Origin of the sequence: Enterobacter cloacae complex sp. 397G4 (assembly GCF_050031515.1) — a bacterium.
GTDB classification, from domain to species: Bacteria; Pseudomonadota; Gammaproteobacteria; order Enterobacterales; family Enterobacteriaceae; genus Enterobacter; species Enterobacter hormaechei_C.
In genome coordinates this window covers 662,905-679,766 of sequence record NZ_JBLGWE010000001.1, presented here as the reverse complement: position 1 = coordinate 679,766, position 16,862 = coordinate 662,905, and the positions used below count along the sequence as shown (strand labels likewise).

21 protein-coding genes and 3 tRNA genes are annotated in these 16,862 nt (G+C 53.1%); 14 read left to right on the top strand and 10 right to left on the bottom strand.

The window, feature by feature from the left end; all coding sequences use genetic code 11:
* Positions 1 to 69 precede the first annotated feature (69 nt).
* The 6 genes from ACQG1Y_RS03275 to ACQG1Y_RS03250 form a co-directional block, all read right to left on the bottom strand.
* Positions 70 to 231: a DUF1328 domain-containing protein gene (locus ACQG1Y_RS03275; RefSeq protein ID WP_003856556.1), complete on the bottom strand. Its 162-nt coding sequence runs from the start codon at positions 229 to 231 to the stop codon at positions 70 to 72.
* A gap of 124 nt (positions 232 to 355) precedes the next feature.
* Complete coding sequence (gene osmY, locus ACQG1Y_RS03270) at positions 356 to 973, bottom strand: molecular chaperone OsmY (protein ID WP_015572610.1); 618 nt, start codon at positions 971 to 973, stop codon at positions 356 to 358.
* 303 nt (positions 974 to 1,276) lie between these two features.
* Positions 1,277 to 2,866 carry a peptide chain release factor 3 gene (gene prfC / locus ACQG1Y_RS03265; RefSeq protein WP_006810210.1) on the bottom strand — a complete coding sequence of 530 codons (1,590 nt, stop codon included), beginning with the start codon at positions 2,864 to 2,866 and terminating at the stop codon, positions 1,277 to 1,279.
* Positions 2,867 to 2,958: 92 nt separating this feature from the next.
* The gene (yjjG, locus tag ACQG1Y_RS03260; RefSeq protein ID WP_254309577.1) at positions 2,959 to 3,636 is read right to left on the bottom strand and encodes a pyrimidine 5'-nucleotidase; all 678 of its coding nucleotides are present in this window, start codon (positions 3,634 to 3,636) and stop codon (positions 2,959 to 2,961) included.
* A gap of 19 nt (positions 3,637 to 3,655) precedes the next feature.
* On the bottom strand, positions 3,656 to 4,099 hold the full coding sequence (gene rimI / locus ACQG1Y_RS03255) for a ribosomal protein S18-alanine N-acetyltransferase (RefSeq protein ID WP_086524243.1): 444 nt from the start codon (positions 4,097 to 4,099) through the stop codon (positions 3,656 to 3,658).
* Positions 4,068 to 4,481 (bottom strand): DNA polymerase III subunit psi, encoded by a 414-nt coding sequence (locus tag ACQG1Y_RS03250; RefSeq protein WP_023295888.1) that lies wholly within the window; start codon positions 4,479 to 4,481, stop codon positions 4,068 to 4,070. Before ACQG1Y_RS03250 ends, rimI begins: the two co-directional genes overlap by 32 nt.
* Positions 4,482 to 4,583: 102 nt before the next feature.
* Between ACQG1Y_RS03250 and rsmC the strand changes: the two genes are divergently transcribed.
* From rsmC to ACQG1Y_RS03230, 4 genes are all read left to right on the top strand, one after another.
* Positions 4,584 to 5,612 carry a 16S rRNA (guanine(1207)-N(2))-methyltransferase RsmC gene (gene rsmC, locus ACQG1Y_RS03245; RefSeq protein WP_015572609.1) on the top strand — a complete coding sequence of 343 codons (1,029 nt, stop codon included), beginning with the start codon at positions 4,584 to 4,586 and terminating at the stop codon, positions 5,610 to 5,612.
* A 144-nt stretch (positions 5,613 to 5,756) separates the two neighbouring features.
* Positions 5,757 to 5,843, top strand: a tRNA-Leu gene (locus ACQG1Y_RS03240).
* A 28-nt stretch (positions 5,844 to 5,871) separates the two neighbouring features.
* Positions 5,872 to 5,957 (top strand) — tRNA-Leu (locus ACQG1Y_RS03235).
* Positions 5,958 to 5,989: 32 nt separating this feature from the next.
* Positions 5,990 to 6,076 (top strand) — tRNA-Leu (locus ACQG1Y_RS03230).
* Positions 6,077 to 6,118: 42 nt separating this feature from the next.
* Here ACQG1Y_RS03230 and ACQG1Y_RS03225 read toward each other — a convergent pair.
* Complete coding sequence (locus ACQG1Y_RS03225) at positions 6,119 to 6,388, bottom strand: DUF1435 domain-containing protein (RefSeq protein WP_026080652.1); 270 nt, start codon at positions 6,386 to 6,388, stop codon at positions 6,119 to 6,121.
* 216 nt (positions 6,389 to 6,604) lie between these two features.
* On the opposite strand from ACQG1Y_RS03225, the gene ACQG1Y_RS03220 reads away from it, so the two are divergent.
* Together ACQG1Y_RS03220 and fhuF are read left to right on the top strand one after the other, a co-directional pair.
* Positions 6,605 to 7,669, top strand: a complete 1,065-nt coding sequence (locus ACQG1Y_RS03220) for a GGDEF domain-containing protein (RefSeq protein ID WP_033486722.1) — start codon at positions 6,605 to 6,607, stop codon at positions 7,667 to 7,669.
* A gap of 95 nt (positions 7,670 to 7,764) precedes the next feature.
* The gene (fhuF, locus tag ACQG1Y_RS03215; protein WP_003856570.1) at positions 7,765 to 8,553 is read left to right on the top strand and encodes a siderophore-iron reductase FhuF; all 789 of its coding nucleotides are present in this window, start codon (positions 7,765 to 7,767) and stop codon (positions 8,551 to 8,553) included.
* A gap of 77 nt (positions 8,554 to 8,630) precedes the next feature.
* Here the strand turns inward: fhuF and ACQG1Y_RS03210 are convergent, their stop codons facing one another.
* A complete protein-coding gene (locus ACQG1Y_RS03210) occupies positions 8,631 to 9,977 on the bottom strand; it encodes a PTS cellobiose transporter subunit IIC (protein WP_003856571.1) in 1,347 nt (448 codons plus the stop codon).
* A 328-nt stretch (positions 9,978 to 10,305) separates the two neighbouring features.
* Here ACQG1Y_RS03210 and ACQG1Y_RS03205 point away from each other — a divergent pair, with 328 nt between their 5' ends.
* Positions 10,306 to 10,764, top strand: coding sequence for a YbaK/EbsC family protein (locus ACQG1Y_RS03205; protein WP_003856572.1), 459 nt, complete (start codon positions 10,306 to 10,308; stop codon positions 10,762 to 10,764).
* A 31-nt stretch (positions 10,765 to 10,795) separates the two neighbouring features.
* Here ACQG1Y_RS03205 and bglJ read toward each other — a convergent pair whose 3' ends face one another.
* Positions 10,796 to 11,437 carry a DNA-binding transcriptional activator BglJ gene (gene bglJ / locus ACQG1Y_RS03200; RefSeq protein WP_017383840.1) on the bottom strand — a complete coding sequence of 214 codons (642 nt, stop codon included), beginning with the start codon at positions 11,435 to 11,437 and terminating at the stop codon, positions 10,796 to 10,798.
* On the bottom strand, positions 11,434 to 12,171 hold the full coding sequence (locus tag ACQG1Y_RS03195) for a helix-turn-helix transcriptional regulator (protein WP_017383841.1): 738 nt from the start codon (positions 12,169 to 12,171) through the stop codon (positions 11,434 to 11,436). Before ACQG1Y_RS03195 ends, bglJ begins: the two co-directional genes overlap by 4 nt.
* A gap of 389 nt (positions 12,172 to 12,560) precedes the next feature.
* Here ACQG1Y_RS03195 and ACQG1Y_RS03190 point away from each other — a divergent pair, with 389 nt between their 5' ends.
* From ACQG1Y_RS03190 to ACQG1Y_RS03160, 7 genes are all read left to right on the top strand, one after another.
* A complete protein-coding gene (locus ACQG1Y_RS03190; protein ID WP_017383842.1) occupies positions 12,561 to 13,337 on the top strand; it encodes a threonine/serine ThrE exporter family protein in 777 nt (258 codons plus the stop codon).
* Positions 13,328 to 13,801, top strand: coding sequence for a threonine/serine exporter (locus tag ACQG1Y_RS03185; RefSeq protein ID WP_015572605.1), 474 nt, complete (start codon positions 13,328 to 13,330; stop codon positions 13,799 to 13,801). The genes ACQG1Y_RS03190 and ACQG1Y_RS03185 overlap by 10 nt, the downstream gene beginning before the upstream one ends.
* 44 nt (positions 13,802 to 13,845) lie before the next feature.
* Positions 13,846 to 14,298: a MarR family winged helix-turn-helix transcriptional regulator gene (locus tag ACQG1Y_RS03180; protein ID WP_047741008.1), complete on the top strand. Its 453-nt coding sequence runs from the start codon at positions 13,846 to 13,848 to the stop codon at positions 14,296 to 14,298.
* A gap of 84 nt (positions 14,299 to 14,382) precedes the next feature.
* A complete protein-coding gene (locus tag ACQG1Y_RS03175; RefSeq protein WP_003856578.1) occupies positions 14,383 to 14,811 on the top strand; it encodes an organic hydroperoxide resistance protein in 429 nt (142 codons plus the stop codon).
* A gap of 126 nt (positions 14,812 to 14,937) precedes the next feature.
* Entirely contained in the window at positions 14,938 to 15,483 is a 546-nt protein-coding gene (gene dnaT, locus ACQG1Y_RS03170) for a primosomal protein DnaT (RefSeq protein ID WP_045906501.1), read from the top strand.
* Positions 15,480 to 16,217, top strand: coding sequence for a DNA replication protein DnaC (dnaC, locus tag ACQG1Y_RS03165; protein ID WP_003856580.1), 738 nt, complete (start codon positions 15,480 to 15,482; stop codon positions 16,215 to 16,217). Before dnaT ends, dnaC begins: the two co-directional genes overlap by 4 nt.
* Positions 16,218 to 16,301: 84 nt before the next feature.
* The gene (locus tag ACQG1Y_RS03160) at positions 16,302 to 16,784 is read left to right on the top strand and encodes a DUF2501 domain-containing protein (protein WP_015572603.1); all 483 of its coding nucleotides are present in this window, start codon (positions 16,302 to 16,304) and stop codon (positions 16,782 to 16,784) included.
* Positions 16,785 to 16,862: the final 78 nt, after the last annotated feature.

Here is a 16,862-nt window from a genome sequence, read left to right as displayed (position 1 = left end):
GTGGTTCTCAAACGAGAAAAAGCCAGTCACGAGGACTGGCTTGAGTTTGTTTAATAAATATTGCGTTTGCTACGGGCGACGTCGACCCGTAAACAGGCTGACCAGGAACAGAATAATACCGACGACGAAGACAATTTTCGCTGCCCATGCCGCGGTACCCGCCAGTCCACCAAAGCCCAATGCGGCGGCAATTAACGCGATAACCAGAAATATAATGCCCCAACGAAACATAAGCCTCTCCTTTACCATAGTTAATGTCGGCCGCTAAACGTGAGCGCTCAGGTCACTCACCGGCTTTTCCAGAATCGTTTTTATTTCGCCCGCAGTTTTCAGCCTGCGGGCGAATGGTACTGCTTTACTTCGTTTTCAGATCGTTTTTGACGCTTTTCACACCATCAATAGCTTTCGCAATTGACTCGGCACGATCGCTTTGTGCCTGATTCTCAACCGTACCGGACAGCTGGACCACACCATCGGTGGTTTCAACTTTCACCATACGGGATGGCACGATGTCGTCAGCTAACAGTTTAGCTTTGATTTCGCTGGTAGTTGCTGCATCTCCGGCATAGCCCTTCACCGACGATTCTTTGCTGTCACGTACGTGCAATTTGTCGCTGACGGAGCTTACGCCCTCAACGCCTTTTGCCACTTTAACGGCTTCTTCAGCCTGGGTCTGGCTTTCAACGAAACCGCTCAGGGTGACAACCTTATTGTCGGTTTTAACAGAAATATCGGTGCTCTTGATGGATTCGTGATCCACCAGTGCGGCTTTCACTTTTGCTGTGATTGAGCTGTCATCCATGAAATTACCGACTTTATTCATAGAGCTATCGATTTTTTCCCCTGCGGTATTGGCGGAATTTTGCGCTTTATCCATGGTGCTGGTTTCCGCCAGAGCAGAACCGCTTACCAGGACACTACCCAATGTTACAGCCAGCAGAGTTTTAGAAATCTTCAGTCTTGTCATATTCATCGATTTATTCCTGTGTTTTGCCCATTATTTGGGCGACATACTTCCCTAATCTTGGTTTTATATATTGCGAATTAACACCGGGGCAAAATGGAGAACCAATGGACATGCATTGAACAGTTAATTCATCCACGCCCGGTGCTAAACACTGAGTTAAATATAGATCACAATCAGAGGGGTGCATTCAGAATTGGGGAAAAAACGAACGAATAGCGAAAAATTGCGGTGAATTAAGAACATTCCGCAAGGGTTTAATAACACAGGAATTAAAGAAGAGCACGGCGGCTACCGTGCTCTGAAAGGAAATTAATGCTCGCGCGTTTTGCGGAACTGAACATCAGGATAACGTTCCTGCGTCAGGTTCAGGTTTACCATGGTTGGGGCGATATAGGTCAGGTTATCGCCACCGTCCAGCGCCAGCTGAACTTCGTTCTTACGTTTAAATTCTTCGAATTTCTTCACGTCTGAACATTCAACCCAGCGGGCGGTCGCCACGTTCACCGATTCGTAAATCGCTTCCACGTTGTACTCGCTCTTAAGACGGGCAACCACCACGTCGAACTGGAGCACACCCACCGCGCCTACGATCAGATCGTTGTTGGCGATGGGGCGGAACACCTGTACCGCGCCCTCTTCGGAAAGCTGGACCAGGCCTTTCAGCAGCTGCTTCTGCTTCAGCGGATCGCGCAGGCGAATGCGGCGGAACAGTTCCGGCGCGAAGTTCGGGATACCGGTGAACTTCATCATCTCGCCCTGCGTGAAGGTATCGCCAATCTGAATGGTGCCGTGGTTGTGTAAACCAATGATGTCACCCGGATAGGCTTCTTCTACATGCGAACGGTCGCCCGCCATGAAGGTCAGCGCGTCGGAGATCACCACGTCTTTACCGATACGGACCTGACGCAGCTTCATGCCCTTCTCGTACTTACCGGAGACCACGCGCATAAAGGCGACGCGGTCGCGGTGTTTCGGATCCATGTTGGCCTGAATTTTAAAGACGAAGCCGGAAAACTTCTCTTCCTTCGCTTCTACTTCGCGGGTGTCGGTTTTGCGCGGCATCGGCTGCGGGGCCCACTCCACCAGACCGTCGAGCATATGGTCAACGCCGAAGTTGCCGAGTGCGGTACCGAAGAAGACCGGGGTAATTTCACCGCTCAGGAACAGCTCTCTGTCGAACTCGTGCGACGCGCCTTTAACCAGCTCCAGCTCATCGCGCAGCTGGGCGGCCAGCTCTTCACCGACAGCGGCGTCCAGCTCCGGGTTGTCCAGACCTTTCACAATGCGGACTTCCTGAATGGTGTGGCCCTTGCCGGTCTGGTACAGGTAGGTTTCGTCTTTATAGAGGTGGTAAACCCCTTTGAACAGCTTGCCGCAGCCAATCGGCCAGGTGATGGGCGCGCAGGCAATCTTCAGCTCGTTTTCCACTTCATCCATCAGCTCCATCGGGTCACGGATGTCACGGTCGAGTTTGTTCATAAAGGTGAGGATCGGCGTATCGCGCAGACGGGTGACTTCCATCAGCTTGCGGGTACGATCTTCAACACCTTTCGCGGCGTCGATCACCATCAGGCAGCAGTCCACCGCCGTCAGCGTACGGTAGGTATCTTCGGAGAAGTCTTCGTGCCCCGGGGTGTCCAGCAGGTTCACCAGGCAGTCGTGATACGGGAACTGCATCACGGAGGTGGTAATCGAAATACCACGCTGCTTTTCCATCTCCATCCAATCGGATTTAGCATGCTGGCTGGAGCCACGGCCTTTAACGGTACCCGCGGTCTGGATCGCCTGTCCGAACAGCAACACCTTCTCGGTGATGGTCGTTTTACCGGCATCCGGGTGCGAGATAATGGCAAAAGTGCGGCGTTTGGCCACCTCTTGCAGATAAGGAGACAACGTCATAATCAATTCTTCTTAGGTAAGCGCGGCAGCAGGCCGCGCATCATGGAATACGAAAAATGCGGCTATTTTACCCATCAACAGGGGGCAGGCAATCATTGTTTACACAGGAGCTGCTCCAGTTCGTTCAATGACGTTACGGTCCAGGTCGGCTCGATGCCTTCCGGCAGCGTGCGGCCATGCGCATTCAGCCAGACGGTCGACAGGCTCGATCTCATACCTCCCAGAATATCAGATTCTGCCGTATCCCCCACCATCAGCACGCGATCGCGGTCAGGATTGCCGGCTTGCGCCAGCGCATAATCGAAAATACGCGGATCCGGCTTCGGTACGCCCACCTCTTCGGAGATCACCAGCGCGTCGAAATGATCGCGCAGGCCGGTGCGTTCAAGGCGGATCTGCTGAAGCGCGGTAAAGCCGTTGGTGATGATCCCAAGCTTCACCTTCCCTTTCAGCGAATCCAGCAGAGAAACGGCGCCGGGCAGCGGCGCGCAGATATCCGCCATCGCATTCAGGAAGGCCTCGTTCAGCGCCCCAGGACTGACGTTTAACCGTTCAGCCCACACGTCAAAACGCTGATGCTGAAGCTGTAACGCGGTGATGGCTCCGTTCTGGTAATCCACCCACAGCGGTTTGTTCACCGCCTGATAGTCCTGAAAATCTTCCGCGGTGAACGTCACGCTATAGTCGAGAAACATTCGCTGTAGGCCGCCGAACGAGTCAAACGTAAACAGCGTTTCGTCGGCATCAAAGAAAATCCAGTCCCATTTCATCGTTACAACCTTATTTTCGTTATCCAATCGGCAGAGCCATGATAATGGCGTCTTCACGTCCCTCTGCGGTGGGGTAGTAGTTACGGCGGATAGTCGCCTCGTTGAAGCCTAAGCTTTCATAGAGCGCGATGGCAGCGACATTGGACGCGCGCACCTCCAGCCACAGGGTGAAAACGTCACGGGTTTCCAGCTCACGAATGAGGTGCTCAAGCAGTTCCCTGCCCAGCCCGCGGCGCTGATAAGCGGGATCGACCGCAATATTAAACAGCGTCGCCTCGTCCAGAACGACCTGCGTGATGGCGAACGCAGCCATCGCACCGTCAACGTCCAGGCGGAGATTTAAATAGCGTTCGCCCTGATTGCTGGCAAACGTCTTTTCGCTCCACGGAAAGGCATGGGCGCGGGTTTCAATCGCGAACGCGGTGGTCAGGTCAGCCATCGTGAGGGAAGAAATCGTGTTCATATTCGCAAATTTGTTGCCATAGCGCGCTACGCGCTTTTGGGTTGGCTTTCAGTTCGTCCAGCGCTGGCGAACTGATCTGGCTTCCTTCAAGAGGTAGCTCGTCCACCGCCCCGATTCGCCAGCTGTTACAGCGGCTGTCAGGGGGAAGCATCGCGACGCTTTCGGGCGCCAGCTGTAATACCTGATCGCGGGTCACCTTCAGGGTGCGAAGGACATCCTCAATCAGGGGCTCGTTCAGGGCAGGCGGCGCTTCTGCCACCATCACCAGGCGGACATGCGCAGGTATGGAGATGGCTATTTCGCCCCGCAACGCCGTCGGGCGACGCAAAGCCCACTGGGTAATGCCCAGCTGCTGCAACTGCCAGTCTCGTCGGGATGTCATAGCGAAAACTCCTGTCTCTCAGGCGCGCAAATATAGCAAATGTGTCGAAACTGCGCCATCTACCTACTATAATCCCCGCCTGAGTTTATTGAGGAACAATTCATGTCTGCATTTACCCCGGCAAGTGAAGTCTTGCTGCGTCACAGTGATGATTTCGAAGAAAGCCGTATTCTGTTTGCCGGAGATATGCAGGATGACCTGCCCGCGCGTTTCGACTGTGCTGAAAGCCGTGCCCACACCCAATACTATCACCACTGGCAGGTGCTGAGCCGCCAGATGGGCGAGCGCGCGCGCTTTAGCCTGGCGGCGGAGCAGAGCGATATTGCTGACTGCGATACGCTCATTTACTACTGGCCGAAAAACAAGCCGGAAGCCCAGTTCCAGCTGATGAACCTGCTTTCTCTGCTGCCGGTCGGCTGCGATATTTTTGTTGTCGGTGAGAACCGCAGCGGGGTGCGTAGCGCAGAGCAGATGCTCGAAGCCTGGGCGCCGCTGACGAAAATCGACAGCGCCCGTCGCTGCGGACTGTACCATGGTCGTCTGGAAAAACAGACCACCTTCGATGCCGACGCTTTCTGGGACGAGTACCAGCTCGACGGCCTGACCATTAAAACCCTGCCGGGCGTGTTCAGTCGTGATGCGCTCGATACGGGCAGCAAGCTGCTGCTGTCCACCCTGACGCCTCACACCAAGGGCAAGGTGCTGGACGTCGGCTGTGGCGCGGGCGTGCTGTCAACGGTTCTCGCCAGCCACTCACCAAAAGTGCGTTTAACCCTGTGTGACGTGAGCGCCCCGGCAGTAGAAGCCAGCCGCGCCACGCTTGCTGCGAATGGCATAGAAGGTGACGTGTTTGCCAGCAACGTCTTCTCCGACGTGACCGGTCGCTTTGACATGATCATCTCTAACCCGCCGTTCCACGACGGAATGGAGACCAGCCTTGAAGCGGCGCAAACGCTGATCCGTGGAGCAACCCGTCACCTCAACAGCGGCGGTGAGCTGCGTATCGTAGCGAACGCCTTCCTCGCGTACCCGAAAGTGCTGGATGAAACCTTTGGCTTCCACGAAGTGATCGCCCAGACGGGCCGCTTTAAGGTCTATCGCACCGTGATGACGCGCCAGGCGAAAAAGTAACCCCCCGGTCCGGCGATGGCTGACGCTGCCATCGCCCATTTTTGCAGCAATCAAAACAACGTGCGCAATTTTCTGTTGACGTAAAGCTGAAAACATCTAGAATGCGCCTCCGTGGTTACGATACTTTTACAGTGTCGATGGTATGCGAAGGTGGCGGAATTGGTAGACGCGCTAGCTTCAGGTGTTAGTGTCCTTACGGACGTGGGGGTTCAAGTCCCCCCCCTCGCACCATAAATCACGTTGATATTGCTCGCACTGGGCGAAGGTGGCGGAATTGGTAGACGCGCTAGCTTCAGGTGTTAGTGTCCTTAGGATGTGGGGGTTCGAGTCCCCCCCCTCGCACCAACGAGGCGATATCAAACCAGTAAGATGACTGTGCGAAGGTGGCGGAATTGGTAGACGCGCTAGCTTCAGGTGTTAGTGTCCTTACGGACGTGGGGGTTCAAGTCCCCCCCCTCGCACCAATTATCTTACATCCCCTCAGCAGTGCCTCCTGTTTTTCCCTTTTATTTCAAACTCATCAGAATCACCAGCAGTCCACTGATTAGCGCAACGCATGATGGCAGCAGCACGTAATGCCGTAACTGTTTGTGCCAGATCATTGCGGATGTCACCAGCAAGCCTGAAACAATCATTGCTTTCCAGACATCAATGGGGAGATCGGCAAACATTAGCCCACCGATAATGGAACCAGGCAGTAATATTCCCCACCCACTTCCCAGCGCTTTGCTCAACATGGTTTCACCTCTCGCACTGATAATGATAACCAGTATCATATGATAGTAATTATCACTTGTCAGCATGCGACGTAAGAAATTGCGCCAGCAATTGCTTTCCCATAATGACAGAGAATGTGTAAGGTGATAAATTGCCCACCTGTTAACTTCCGATAAAGTTTTTCTGATAATAAAAATTCAATTTTTTAGCGCCCAATATTACACAACAACACCTTGCTCATTGTTTTAATTGAGTTTTAATAAAAACGCACGCATATGACATCACAATCCTGGCTGTCTTTAGTCAACAAGAAATATCAGCTATCTTTACGTTTGTTTTTATTTCTGAACGCCGCATCAGCATTGTTCTCGGTAACAAACCCTCTCTATTCCGTGCGTGTGTTATCAGTCCCGCTCTTTGCCGTACTGACTATCAGCACAGGCTTACTTATCTGGCACTGGAAAAACAGCACGCGAAAAATAAATATCCCTGTTGTTTCAGCTATTTTTGGTCTTTTATGGGCCTGGCAGATCGTCTCTAAATTTCTGTTAATCACGCACGATCACGCGACCTATTTAATGATGGCGCTATTAACAGTGCTTTTTATAGGGTCTCTGGCGTTCGCAAGTAATATTAAAGCCTTTACGTTACATTCATTTCCCGCTTTTATATCCTGCCTGTGGCTTAGTCCGTCCGAAAACTGGCTGAGAATGGCCTATTTTTTCGCGCTGCCGGTGGTCGCCATTGGTATCCATCATGTTCTTCAGCGGCGCAATGACCGTTTCGCCCAGGAGCTGCTTTCCGAACTGCTGGAGGAGCGCGAAACCCTGACCGATCTCAGCATGATGGACCCGCTCACCGGCCTATATAACCGTCGCGGGCTGCAAAGCCGGCTGGAGAATCTTCCCAGGCCTGACGCTGGCGAGCACTTCGTGCTGCTGATGGATATCGACCACTTCAAAGCCTACAACGACCATTATGGCCATATGATGGGCGATCAGGCCTTGATCAGGGTCTCGGCTGCGATACGCGACGCCGTGCGCTCACGCGATGTTGTCGCCCGGTTTGGCGGGGAAGAATTTATGGTGCTGTTGAGTAACATCCCGCTGGAGCAAGCGCGACAGACGGCTGAACGCATACGTCAGAAGGTTTACGATCTTAAAATCCCCCATATGTTTAACGAAAGCGTCGCCACTAACGTGACCATCAGCATCGGCATCGCCATGTTCGAGGGTGAAGACGTTGAAGGCGCGCTGGCGAAAGCCGATAAAGCCCTCTATGAAGCCAAGCATATGGGACGCAACAGCATTCTGCTGAGCGACGAGCTTCATACCGCCTGAAACCGCCTTCACAGCGCCAGGATAAAACGCTTGCGCTCGGTTTTATCTATAGTTAGGATTGGCAATCATTATCATTTAGATTTGTAATCCACACTATGGCAACTCGTACCGCACACATCGTTGAGCCCCTGCTCTGGCGAGCTCCACTCTCCGCCGGGGAAACGACGCTTGCGGATGCCATTCGGGAAAAAATTGCCGTAACGCGCGCCCATCTGCTGGATTTCATCAAACTGGATGAAGCACCGCCGCATCATGCTCTGACGCTGACTGAGTGGCAACGCCCTGCGGAGCTGCGGTCACTGCTGGCAACCTATTCCGACCATATTTATCGTAACCAACCTACCCTGACGCGGGAAAACAAACCGCTGTTATCCCTCTGGGCACAGTGGTATATCGGGCTGATGGTGCCGCCTGTCATGCTGGCCCTGTTGACCCAGGAAACGATGCTCGATCTCTCGTCGGAACATTTCCATGTTGAGTTTCATGAAACCGGGCGTGCTGCCTGTTTCTGGATTGATGTACACGAAGATCCGAGCGCGAGACACCTGTCAGCGCAGGCGCGTATGGAACGGCTGATTACAAGAGCGCTGGTTCCGGTCATTGATGCGCTGGAAGCGACGGGAGAGATTAACGGCAAACTGATCTGGAGTAATACCGGGTATCTTATCCACTGGTATTTAACGGAGATGAAGCCGCTGCTCGGCGACGAGAAAGTGGATGCACTGCGTCAGAGCTGTTTCTTTGCCAGACAGCTGTCGGATGGACGGGATAACCCTCTTTACCGCACCGTGGTTCCGCGTGAGGGACTTCTGGTACGTCGTACCTGCTGTCAGCGCTACCGTTTGCCGGACGTCCAGCAGTGTGGCGATTGCACGCTTAAGTAGTCTGGCCCGGCCTGAAACCCGCAGAGAGAGGGAACAAACATTAAAAACGGCAACCTGCGTTGCCGTTTTGCTTTTACCTAAGCGACCTGCTGATTTTCCTCTTCTCCATTACGCTGTGCTTCTTCCGCTTCCTGCTGAAGCAACTGTTTCTCGTACACCTTGAAGAACGGGAAATAGATAATGGCGGAAACGCAGGCCAAAACCAGCACCAGAATGGCTGCACGGAAATCCCAGCCCAGCGCCCAGGCGGCACCAACCGGAGCCGGTGCCGTCCATGGCACAACGGAAATCACGCGGCCAATCAGATCAAACTTCATCGCTGCCCATGCCAGCACGGCATTAACCATCGGCGCCAGCAGGAAAGGAATAAAGAACACCGGGTTCATCACAATCGGCGTACCGAAAATCACCGGTTCATTGATATTGAAAATGCTTGGTACCACGCTCAGACGTCCAATGGAGCGCAGGTGCGCGGAGCGGCTACGCAGATAGCAGAACACCAGCCCCATCGTCGCCCCCGATCCGCCGATAACGATAAAGAACGTCCAGAAGGCTTCCATAAAGATGTGTGGCAAAGGCTGGCTCGCCGCCAGCGCGGTCTGGTTCGCCCCCAGGTTTGTCAGCCAGAACATTTGCAGCATCCCGGAGACAATCGCCGCGCCGTGGATCCCGGCAAACCACAGCAGGTGGCCAATCAGCACCGCCAGCAGGATCGCAGGCAGCGAGTCAGCCGCAGAGACCAGCGGTTTGAATATCGACATGATGGCCTGTGGGATCAGCATACCGAACTGCGACTGGATCAGCAGGCTCAGCGGGTATAGCGTGAGCACCACTACCAGCACCGGGATCAGCAGGTCAAACGAGTTTTTGATCATCGGTGGAACCTGGTCTGGCAGGCGGATCCCGATATTGTGTGCTTTCAGGAAACGCATCATCTCAACGCAATAGATCGCCACCAGAATCGCGGTGAAAATACCGGTCCCTCCCAGGCTATCCACCGGTAAAGCGCCTTTGGTTTTAGGGGCGGCGACCAGCAGGAACGCCATCAGCGACAGCATCGCGCACATGAACGGATCCAGCTGATGCGTTTTAACGTAATGTTTGCCCAGGTTGTAGGCAATAGCCGCACAGATATAAAGGGACATCACCCCCATTGTCATATCAAACGGCGTCAGAATTTGACCTTCAAACTGCTTCGCCATATCCAGCCACGCGCGAGCAAAACCCCAGGTGGTATCTGGCGAAAAAGGCGGGTAAGCGAACACTAATAAAAACGAGCCTACAATCATAAACGGCATCGCTGAGATAAACCCGTCACGAATAGCCATAACGTGACGCTGGGAAGAGATGCGCCCGGCAATAGGGCTGACATAATTTTCAACGAAGCGGAAAATCAGATTAAATGCAGCGTGGTTGGCAGACATAGCAGATCTCCTGTCAGACGTTCGTTTTGGACGCTCTCACGTCACACGTTGTTCCATACATCAGCGTCACAACCTTGCCGGATCGTGTACCTGCGATACTGCTCAAACGGAATGGTTTCATAATTAGCTCTTATTATTAGATACAGGGGAAGTTACACACTTAGTATTAATCTCTGCATCACGCTCTGCAACCGGTTACTGTAACCGGTTTCTGTGAATGTGAAGGCGATCCAGAAATCGCCCCTGACGGATATTTGTTACTTAAGGGATATTTACAGCGACTAAATTCTTATGACAGATTACGCAGGATATTTGTCAGGAGGAATCAATGAGTTTGCAGTCTGTACAACAGTTTTTTGCCGAACACGCTCCGGATATAGAGATCATTGAGCTTAACCAAAGCACAGCGACTGTTGCCCTTGCTGCTGCCGCGCACAACGTTGAACCCGGCCAAATTGCCAAAACGCTGTCACTGAAAATTAAAAATGACGTGATTCTGGTGGTTGCAAAAGGCGATGCGCGTCTGGATAACAAAAAGCTTAAAGAGACATTCGGCGCAAAAGCCCGCATGCTCAGCAGCGATGAGGTAGTCACCCTGACGGGTCATCCTGTTGGCGGCGTCTGCCCTTTCGGACTGGAAAATCCGCTCTCTGTTTACTGTGACATCACATTAAAACAGTACGCGGAAGTGTTACCCGCAGCGGGTGCCATCCACAGTGCGGTGCGTATATCGCCCGACAGAATGGCGGAGCTGACCGCAGCAAAATGGGTCGATGTCTGCATTTAAACGTTGCGCCAGAAGAACTCTGGCGCACCACTTAACGCTGAGAGAATGAAGGAACGGTGAGAGCTGAACGACGCACTTCCCGGGCAGGGAGATGCGCCAGGATATCCGCCGCATCCAGTAATCCCACGTCAGAATTGACGCCCAGCTTTACCATTGCGTTAAACTTATGCGCCCGGATGGTTTTAATATTGCGTTCAAGCTGCGCCGCAATTTCAGGGATTGAAAAACCCGATGACATATAACGTAGTATTGCCCTTTCGGTTGGGCTTAACATACGATTCTGGCTAACACACCAGTGATTGTACATGTTGTCATTCACCTGATGCGTTTCGCTGAGTAATGTCTCCAGCCCCTCCATCAGCTGCTTTAGCGGAACCGATTTACTGATTATCCCATGCAGGCGAGAAGGCGAAAGATGGCTGACCAGCCTCGCCTCCATTTCGTCAGAGGCCAGCACGATACGCTGGACGTCGCTGTGGGTGAAGGTAAGATCCCGTAAACAGGCCAGACAGTTTCTCCGCTCTTCACGCTCATCAGACAGTGAATAGATAACCGCATAGAATGAGATATCCGAGAGCGCCGCTTTAAAGCTGGCGAATCTGCTAAACAGGTGCACCTGGTAATGGCTCAGGGCGGGCATCGCAAAGAGATGCTTCAGCCCTACAGCGCTCATTGAGCAGCTTTCGATGACGGCGATATGTCTTGTTGCAGTGGTCTTTTCCATTCCTCAAACTCTCCATAAGCCGACATTAAACTGAGTTCTCGCATTCCCTGGGTACTGCTTATCCACGCGTACATATCGGCATTACTGCGAAGTGATAAGCGGCGCATTGCACTGTTTTTCTGTGCACTGATCGTTTTATTACTTTTATTCAGCAGCGTGGCTATTTGGTTGATTCCCCAACCTTTACCTAATAAACGCAACACCTTGCGTTCAGAGTGGGTGAGTGCAATCATTTGCTCACTCTCTTCTTCAATATCGGACGTTTCCGGTATTAATAACGTCTGGCTTATTCGCTCGGCACGTTCACTGCCCGCGCGAATAGCGTTAATAACGCCTTCGATCGGTTCCATATCCGAAAGCAGCGTGCTTTCCGGACGCATAAGAAGCTCTACTGCAAGTGGATAAAGGGGACGCGAGACAAGGAATATCCAGTGAATGTCCCGATACTGATTCATTAATCCATAATACTGCTCAAGCGTGCCGCGAGGATTACGATACTCACCTGAAATATCGGCAATAACGACCCCAGCGCGACGCAATTGTAGTAGCGTCAACTCCTGCATCGAACGGCAGTACGTTATTTCAAAATCAGGAAAATGACGCGTCATGACGCCACCTAGCCCATTTTGCATAACCGGCACTCTACTAATCACCACTCCGTGTTTACCATTCAATGGCAACATAGACCCTCCCTGTCATAAATTCATTATTTAAGAACGAACTAACCCTACGAGTTTAAACACGCTTGCATCCCTCAGTACAAAACGGCTTAATACTCGCAAATCAGAAGAAATGTCACATGGGTTAAGAAACGCCCAATACTGGCTTAATATCGCATAAAGACCACAAAACTTTAATTAAGATTGCGTGAAAAGATTGAAAATATGAAATTAGAAATACTTAATATATTGTCTTTATAAATCTCTATTTTTATATTCATTAAATAAATAGAAAGTGCGGTTTTCTCCCCCTGCTCACGCGACTGATTGCACAAATGTTGATCTGGCCCAGCGCAAAGGGCCCGGCCCTTTGTGTTAAAAGTAAGCAATCTCTCTTCTCTTCAGGGCGTTTCATGCAGGCAGATCGGTCTACGCAACGTGCTACCACGCGGCTATGTATTCAGTGCGGGCTTTTTCTCTTACAACACGGGGCAGAAAGCGCCCTCGTGGAAGAACTTTCCACACGCCTTGGGCTGGCGCTGGGGATGGACAGCGTTGAGAGCTCCATCTCGTCAAATGCCATTGTGCTGACCACCATTAAAGACGGACAGTGCCTGACCTCCACCCGTAAAAATCATGACCGCGGTATTAACATGCACGTCGTGACGGAAGTGCAGCACATCGTGATCCTTGCTGAACACAAGCTGCTCGATCTGAGGGAGATAGAGAAACGCTTCAACCAGATCAAACCTCTCCGGTATCCACGCTGGCTGGTTGTGCTGATGGTGGGACTCTCCTGCGCCTGCTTCTGCAAGCTCAACGCGGGCGGCTGGGACGGCGCTGTCGTGACCTTCTTTGCCAGCAGCATCGCGATGTATGTCCGCCAGTTGTTGACGCACAGGCAACTGCATCCGCAAATTAACTTCTGCATCACGGCGTTCGTGGCGACAACCGTATCCGGCCTGCTTTTGCGCCAGCCTTACTTCGCCAGCACGCCTACTGTTGCGATGGCCGCCAGCGTATTGCTGCTGGTGCCGGGTTTTCCCTTAATCAACGCCGTCGCTGATATGTTCAAAGGCCACATCAACACCGGTCTGGCGCGCTGGGCGATAGCCAGCCTGCTGACGCTGGCGACCTGTATCGGGGTGGTAATGGCCATGACACTCTGGGGGTTACGCGGATGGGCGTGATGGATTTTCTGCTCGCACTGGCGCAGGACATGCTCCTGGCAGCCCTTCCCGCCGTTGGCTTTGCGATGGTGTTTAACGTACCACAGCGTGCATTACCCTGGTGTGCGCTGCTGGGTGCCATTGGCCACGGCTCACGTATGATCATGATGACCTCGGGCTTTAATATCGAATGGTCGACGTTTATCGCCTCCATGCTGGTCGGCAGCATCGGTATTCAGTGGTCCCGCTGGTATCTGGCGCACCCGAAAGTGTTCACCGTGGCGGCAGTCATTCCTATGTTCCCGGGCATTTCAGCCTATACGGCGATGATCTCCGCCGTCAAAATCAGCCACTTTGGCTACAGCGAACCGCAGATGATCCTGCTTCTGAGCAATTTCCTTAAAGCCTCGTCGATTGTGGGCGCGCTCTCCATCGGCCTGTCGATCCCCGGATTATGGCTTTACCGCAAACGTCCACGCGTATAATAAAATCGCTTGCAATTGTATCGTGCGCTATCTATATTCATTTCATGGACGCAAAAACGAACGACACTACCAACGCGCTTCTGCTGGATAACCAGCTCTGTTTTGCCCTCTATTCGGCAAATCTGGCGCTTAACAAGCTGTACCGGCAACTGCTGGCGCCGCTTAACCTGACCTACCCGCAATACCTTGTGATGCTGGTGCTGTGGGAGCAGGATGATATCACGGTGTCAGACATTGGCGAGCGGCTGTTCCTGGATTCCGCCACGCTGACTCCCCTGCTGAAACGCCTGGAAAGCGCAGGATTAATCTTCCGCCAGCGTTCCCGTCAGGATGAGCGTCAGGTCGCCGTCACCCTGAGAGACGCGGGTCGGGCGCTGCAACAGCAGGCCGTGACGATACCCCACGCCGTGGGCTGTGCAGCGCAGTGTGATACCGACACCATGCTGGCGCTCAAGCAACAGCTCGAACTTTTGCGCCAACAGCTTCATCGCGCGTAAGGCTATACTTTACGCGTCTGATTCTAACTTAATACATCGCGCGCTATTTAATAGTGCATATAAACGTAAGATGAGGAACCTGCCATGTCTTTAGAAAAAGTTGTCTACACTGCCAAAGCCAAAGCAACCGGAGGCCGTGATGGCCGCGCAACGTCTTCCGATGGCGTTCTGGATGTCAAACTGGGTGTGCCAAAAGAGATGGGCGGCATGGGGGGTGAAGTAACCAACCCTGAACAGCTGTTCGCTGCGGGCTACTCCGCCTGCTTCCTGGGCGCAATGAAGTTCGTTGCGGCACGCGACAAATTCGCTCTGCCAAAAGACGCCTTTATTGAAGGCGAAGTGGGGATTGGCCCGCTGCCAACCGGTTTTGGTATCGAAGCGAAGCTGAACATCCACGTTGAAGGGATGGACGCAGCGGAAGCCAAAAAACTGGTGGATGCAGCGCATATCGTCTGTCCGTACTCTAACGCGACGCGCGGCAATATCGACGTGACGCTGAACATCATCGCGTAAACTGCCGCCTGTGATTTTAGCCCCGGTAAGCGTAACGCCGCCGGGGAAATCCTCTCCTTTCCTCCCCCTCTCTCTGTGCTACCATAACCCTCAATCACGTCCGTAGTAATCAGTTGAGAAAGTGTTATGTCCTCCAGAATCCTGACCACCAGCATTGCTGGCATTGATGCCTTTATGCGCGATCCTCGCGGTGTGTTGACGCACGCCGAAGGCGGCACGGTCGCGGTATTTGCCGACAACGCCCCGGCGTTTTATGCGGTCACGCCGGAACGTCTGGCGCAGCTTCTGGAAATTGAAGCGAAGCTGTCGCGTCCGGCGAGCGATGTCATGCTGGATAATCAGTTTTTTGACGAACCCGCCAGCGCCCCGGTGGCCGTTCCAATGGGGAAATTTCCCATGTACGCCGGTTGGCAGCCGGACGCCGATTTTCAGCGGCAGGCGGCCTTATGGGGAATAGCCCTCGCGCAGCCCGCGACGCCAGAAGAGCTGGCGGCCTTTACCGCTTACTGGCAGGCTGAAGGAAAAGTCTTCCACCATGTTCAGTGGCAGCAAAAGTTCGCGCGCAGTCTGCAAATCAACCGCGCCAGCAACAATGGCCAGCCAAAACGTGATATCAATGCCTTTTCAGAACCGGACAAAAAAATCCCTGATGGATTCCGAGGTGCGAAATGAAAAACGTCGGCGACCTGATGAAACGTTTGCAGAAGATGATGCCCGCCAACGTGAAGCCCGCATTCACCACCGGTGAAGAGCTGCTGGCATGGCAAAAAGAGCAGGGTAAAATTCGCGCGGCTGCCCTCGCCCGCGAAAACCGCGCGATGAAAATGCAGCGCACCTTTAACCGCTCGGGCATTCGCCCTCTGCACCAGAACTGCTCCTTCGAGAATTATAAGGTCGAGTCACAGGGGCAGATGAACGCCCTCAACCAGGCGCGCCAGTACGTGGATGAATTTGACGGCAACATTGCCAGCTTCATCTTTAGCGGAAAACCCGGCACGGGGAAAAATCACCTTGCGGCCGCAATCTGCAACGAGCTGCTGCTGCGCGGGAAGTCAGTGCTGATTATCACCGTGGCCGATATTATGTCCGCCATGAAGGACACCTTCAGTAACCGCGAAACCAGCGAAGAACAGCTGCTGAATGATTTGAGTAACGTGGATTTGCTGGTCATCGACGAGATCGGCGTCCAGACGGAGTCCCGCTACGAAAAAGTGATCATCAATCAGATTGTCGATCGCCGTTCGTCGTCAAAACGCCCAACCGGTATGCTGACGAACCACAATATCGACGAGATGACCCGACTTCTTGGCGAGCGGGTGATGGATCGCATGAAGCTGGGTAACAGCCTGTACGTCATCTTCGACTGGGACAGCTATCGCAGCCGCGTCACCGGCAAAGAGTATTAAGATATTTCCAGGGAGCACCGGAAGAGCAGAGGTATATACTGAACCCACTTTTGGCCCAAAACGGACCTTGTTGAGTAAATCATTATGAAAAAACAGTTCCTTATCAGCATCCTTACTGGCGCCCTGCTGGTGACTGGCGCAGCGCAGGCCGCATCATGGCAGGAGTCGCTCTCCAGCGCAGCAAGTGAGTTAACCAAAGAGAGCGGCACTTCCCAGGGCGGGCTGTCAGCCTCGTCCCTCACCGGCCTGCTGAGTAACAGCTCCCAAAGCCTGAGCGCCGGAACGATGAACAACGCGGCGGGCATTCTGGAATACTGCGCGAAGCAGAAACTGGCTTCCGTCACCGATACCGAAAACATCAAAAACCAGGTGCTGGGTAAACTGGGTCTGGACACCCAGGAGCAGAAAGCGGACACCAACTATATGGACGGTATTCAGGGTCTGCTGAACGCGCAAAATGGCCAGCAGCTGAACCTCAGCACCCTTGGAAATTCATCTCTGGCGAAACAGGTGAAAACGAAAGCCTGCGATCTGGTGCTGAAACAAGGCGTTAATTTCCTCTCCTGATCGCCTCCCATTTTCTGCCAAAACACGCCGGGTTTATTACGTTAGTCTTACACCGCGGCGTGAAGTGCGTTTTTTTAC

Excerpts from the sequence above, each read along its gene's own strand:
- ACQG1Y_RS03275 (WP_003856556.1), bottom strand. The coding sequence starts at position 231 with ATGTTTCGTTGGGGCATTATATTTCTGGTTATCGCGTTAATTGCCGCC.
- osmY (WP_015572610.1), bottom strand. The coding sequence starts at position 973 with ATGAATATGACAAGACTGAAGATTTCTAAAACTCTGCTGGCTGTAACA.
- prfC (WP_006810210.1), bottom strand. The coding sequence starts at position 2,866 with ATGACGTTGTCTCCTTATCTGCAAGAGGTGGCCAAACGCCGCACTTTT.
- yjjG (WP_254309577.1), bottom strand. The coding sequence starts at position 3,636 with ATGAAATGGGACTGGATTTTCTTTGATGCCGACGAAACGCTGTTTACG.
- rimI (WP_086524243.1), bottom strand. The coding sequence starts at position 4,099 with ATGAACACGATTTCTTCCCTCACGATGGCTGACCTGACCACCGCGTTC.
- ACQG1Y_RS03250 (WP_023295888.1), bottom strand. The coding sequence starts at position 4,481 with ATGACATCCCGACGAGACTGGCAGTTGCAGCAGCTGGGCATTACCCAG.
- rsmC (WP_015572609.1), top strand. The coding sequence starts at position 4,584 with ATGTCTGCATTTACCCCGGCAAGTGAAGTCTTGCTGCGTCACAGTGAT.
- ACQG1Y_RS03225 (WP_026080652.1), bottom strand. The coding sequence starts at position 6,388 with ATGATACTGGTTATCATTATCAGTGCGAGAGGTGAAACCATGTTGAGC.
- ACQG1Y_RS03220 (WP_033486722.1), top strand. The coding sequence starts at position 6,605 with ATGACATCACAATCCTGGCTGTCTTTAGTCAACAAGAAATATCAGCTA.
- fhuF (WP_003856570.1), top strand. The coding sequence starts at position 7,765 with ATGGCAACTCGTACCGCACACATCGTTGAGCCCCTGCTCTGGCGAGCT.
- ACQG1Y_RS03210 (WP_003856571.1), bottom strand. The coding sequence starts at position 9,977 with ATGTCTGCCAACCACGCTGCATTTAATCTGATTTTCCGCTTCGTTGAA.
- ACQG1Y_RS03205 (WP_003856572.1), top strand. The coding sequence starts at position 10,306 with ATGAGTTTGCAGTCTGTACAACAGTTTTTTGCCGAACACGCTCCGGAT.
- bglJ (WP_017383840.1), bottom strand. The coding sequence starts at position 11,437 with ATGAGCGCTGTAGGGCTGAAGCATCTCTTTGCGATGCCCGCCCTGAGC.
- ACQG1Y_RS03195 (WP_017383841.1), bottom strand. The coding sequence starts at position 12,171 with ATGTTGCCATTGAATGGTAAACACGGAGTGGTGATTAGTAGAGTGCCG.
- ACQG1Y_RS03190 (WP_017383842.1), top strand. The coding sequence starts at position 12,561 with ATGCAGGCAGATCGGTCTACGCAACGTGCTACCACGCGGCTATGTATT.
- ACQG1Y_RS03185 (WP_015572605.1), top strand. The coding sequence starts at position 13,328 with ATGGGCGTGATGGATTTTCTGCTCGCACTGGCGCAGGACATGCTCCTG.
- ACQG1Y_RS03180 (WP_047741008.1), top strand. The coding sequence starts at position 13,846 with ATGGACGCAAAAACGAACGACACTACCAACGCGCTTCTGCTGGATAAC.
- ACQG1Y_RS03175 (WP_003856578.1), top strand. The coding sequence starts at position 14,383 with ATGTCTTTAGAAAAAGTTGTCTACACTGCCAAAGCCAAAGCAACCGGA.
- dnaT (WP_045906501.1), top strand. The coding sequence starts at position 14,938 with ATGTCCTCCAGAATCCTGACCACCAGCATTGCTGGCATTGATGCCTTT.
- dnaC (WP_003856580.1), top strand. The coding sequence starts at position 15,480 with ATGAAAAACGTCGGCGACCTGATGAAACGTTTGCAGAAGATGATGCCC.
- ACQG1Y_RS03160 (WP_015572603.1), top strand. The coding sequence starts at position 16,302 with ATGAAAAAACAGTTCCTTATCAGCATCCTTACTGGCGCCCTGCTGGTG.